We start from the raw sequence: 2453 nt of genomic DNA, 5'->3' as shown, positions 1-2453 counted from the left end.
CGCGACCAGCGTGCGCAGGTGCCTGCTCCTGATGGAGTGCGCGAAGCGGATGCCGATCACCAGCCCGGCCAGTTGCACCACGCTCAGCCAGGACGCGGCCCTGAAGTCGATGAATCCGTGGATCAGGTTGCCCACGGTGCCCGAGCCCGCCGCAGCCACCTGGATCACCTGCCCGGTGGCCACGGCCGTGATGGGCGCGAAGCCCAGCACCACCATGATCGGCACCGAGAGCACCGGACCGCCCACCCCGGTCAGGCCGGAGATGAACCCCACCACCGCGCCGATGCCGCCAAGCAGCGCCAGATGCGCCGGGGAGCGCCGGTCGAAGGCGAAGGGCCCGGCCCCCGAGGCGGGCTTCAGCACGTAGGCCCCGGCGAAGATGATCACCAGCGCCAGGGCCGTGTTCAGCCAGAGCACGTTGACCAGCGAGTTCACCAGCGCGCCCAGGTAGCCGAACACCAGGGCCCCAGCGCAGATGGGCATGGCGATGATCCAATCGATGCTGCCCTTGCGGTGGAACAGGTATGTGCCGATCACGGCGGTGAAGATGAAGCTGAACAGCGCGGTGGCCATGGCCTCGTGCGTGTCCATGCCCGTGAAGGCGGCGATGGCCGGTATCAGCAGGATCCCGCCGATCCCCACCGTGCCGATGAGCACGCCCACGAAAAAGGCTATCGCCGCCAGAGAGAACATCCGATGCGTCCTTGTGCGCCGCCCGGGGCGCGGCCATGGTTCATCACGCGCCGGCCCAGGCCGGTCAGGCCTTCAGCCGGGCCAGCACTTCGCGAACGATGTCCGCGACCATGTCCCGGGTGTTGTCTGTCTCCACCGCCGGGGACGCTGGCTCGGCCTTCAGCCCCAGCAGCCTGGCCGCGTTGTCGTGCATGATCTTGCGGCGCACCTCGGGCTTGAAGTTCAGGCTCTCGTAGGTCTTGAGCGCATCCCGGAAGTCCACGAAGGGGTGGGCGCTGGCGTAGAGGATCTTGTCGCCGATCATGGTGTTGGCGGCCTGCACGTAGGCCTCGGACATGGGCGAGAACTCGTATTCCGAGAGCTCGATGTACACGTTGCGGTTGCGCTGGGCCACGATGATCGCCTCGTTGACCCAGGGGTAGCCGCCGTGGCTGATGATGATCTTCAGGTCCGGGAAGTCGCGGGCCACGAAGTCGATGTAGCGCGGGGCCACGTGGTCGATGATGGCCCCGGGCACCAGGGTGGCCGGGCCGGTGGTGAACACGATGGGCACCTCCAACTCGCAGCACTTGGCGTAGATGGGATAGTATTTGGCGTCGTTGGCGTAGATCTGGGCCAGGTAGGGGTCCACGGCGGCCCCGCGCATGCCCAGGTCGTTCACGGCGGCGCGCAGCTCGTACACGGCGGCCATGCCCTTGTGCGGGTCGAGCCCCACGAAGCCGAAGAACTTGTCCGGAAACTTCCTCACGAACTCGATCACGCTGTCGTTGTTGGACTTGGCCCCGTAGGTGGTCTCGCAGTCGCGCCCGGTGATCACGGCCCGCACCACGCCGTGGCGGCCCAGGTCGGCCACCACCTCCTCCACGGTCTGGGGCTTCATCTTCGAGAAGTCGATGGATTCGCACAACCCCTTGAACATCTTGCTGTTCTGGATGCCAGAGATGGTCTGCTGGGTGTTGGGCCTGAAGCGGAAGTCGATGACCTTCATTGTCTCAACCCCTTGTGGTTTTGCGGGTGTTGGGGCGCCCGGCGGGCGCGGTTTGTAGCGAGGCGATGGCCAGGGGCGTGAGCAGCAGCGGCTGGCTCGGCAGGGTGACGGGCAGGCCCAGTTCGGCCTCCAACACCTTGGCCGCGCCCGGCAGGCAGCAGGTGCCGCCCGAAAGGATGATGCGCTGCACCAGATGGCCCCGGATGTGCCCGGCCACGATATCCCCGATGCGTTGCAGCGTGGGGCGGACCAGGTTCAGCACGTCGTGGGCCTCGGGCTCGCGCTTGATCCGTTCCGCCTCCTCGAAGTCGACCCCGTAGTGTCCGGCCAGCACCAGGCTCAGGTGCCTGCCTCCGGTGGGTTCGTCCGCGCTTGCGACCACGCGCCCCTCGCGGACGACCGCCGTGCCGGTGGTGCCGCCGCCGATGTCCACCACGGCGGCGTTGTCCAGCCGCAGCAGCTCGGCCACGCAGGTGGGCTCGTCACGCACCGCCGTGACCTCCAGCCAGGCCGCCTCCAGGATGTTGGTGGACAGCCTGGGGTCGGTGCCGGGCGGGAAGGACGTGGAGGCGTGGCTGATCTCCATCCCGGTGCGCTTGCGGGCCTTGGTGACCATGTCGCGCACGATGTCCACCGCGCCCATGTAGTCCACCACCACGCCGTCGCGCACCACCTCGGCCCACTCCAGGAACGCGGCCACCGGCTCCCCGGAGGCGTCCAGGACCATGAGCACCACGTCGGCGGTGCCCAGGTCCACGCCCACGCTCAGGGG

Annotated in this window: 3 protein-coding genes; all 3 read right to left on the bottom strand. The window is 68.0% G+C overall.

Features of this window, described 5'->3' with window-relative positions:
• Positions 1-693: sulfite exporter TauE/SafE family protein (locus MLE18_RS17830; protein WP_243440151.1), on the bottom strand; the 693-nt coding region annotated here is incomplete at its 3' end.
• A gap of 64 nt (positions 694-757) precedes the next feature.
• Positions 758-1681, bottom strand: a complete 924-nt coding sequence (locus tag MLE18_RS17825) for an amidohydrolase family protein (RefSeq protein ID WP_243440150.1) — start codon at positions 1679-1681, stop codon at positions 758-760.
• Positions 1682-1685: 4 nt separating this feature from the next.
• On the bottom strand, positions 1686-2453 hold a 768-nt coding region (gene eutJ / locus MLE18_RS17820; RefSeq protein ID WP_243440149.1), incomplete at its 5' end, for an ethanolamine utilization protein EutJ.

The sequence above is a fragment of the Fundidesulfovibrio soli genome (assembly GCF_022808695.1).
In the GTDB taxonomy this organism is placed as follows: Bacteria; Desulfobacterota; Desulfovibrionia; order Desulfovibrionales; family Desulfovibrionaceae; genus Fundidesulfovibrio; species Fundidesulfovibrio soli.
This window is presented reverse-complemented; position numbering and strand designations above follow the sequence as displayed.

What these genes read in the sequence shown, in the direction of transcription:
- MLE18_RS17825 (WP_243440150.1), bottom strand. Translation starts at nt 1,681, where the DNA reads ATGAAGGTCATCGACTTCCGCTTCAGGCCCAACACCCAGCAGACCATC.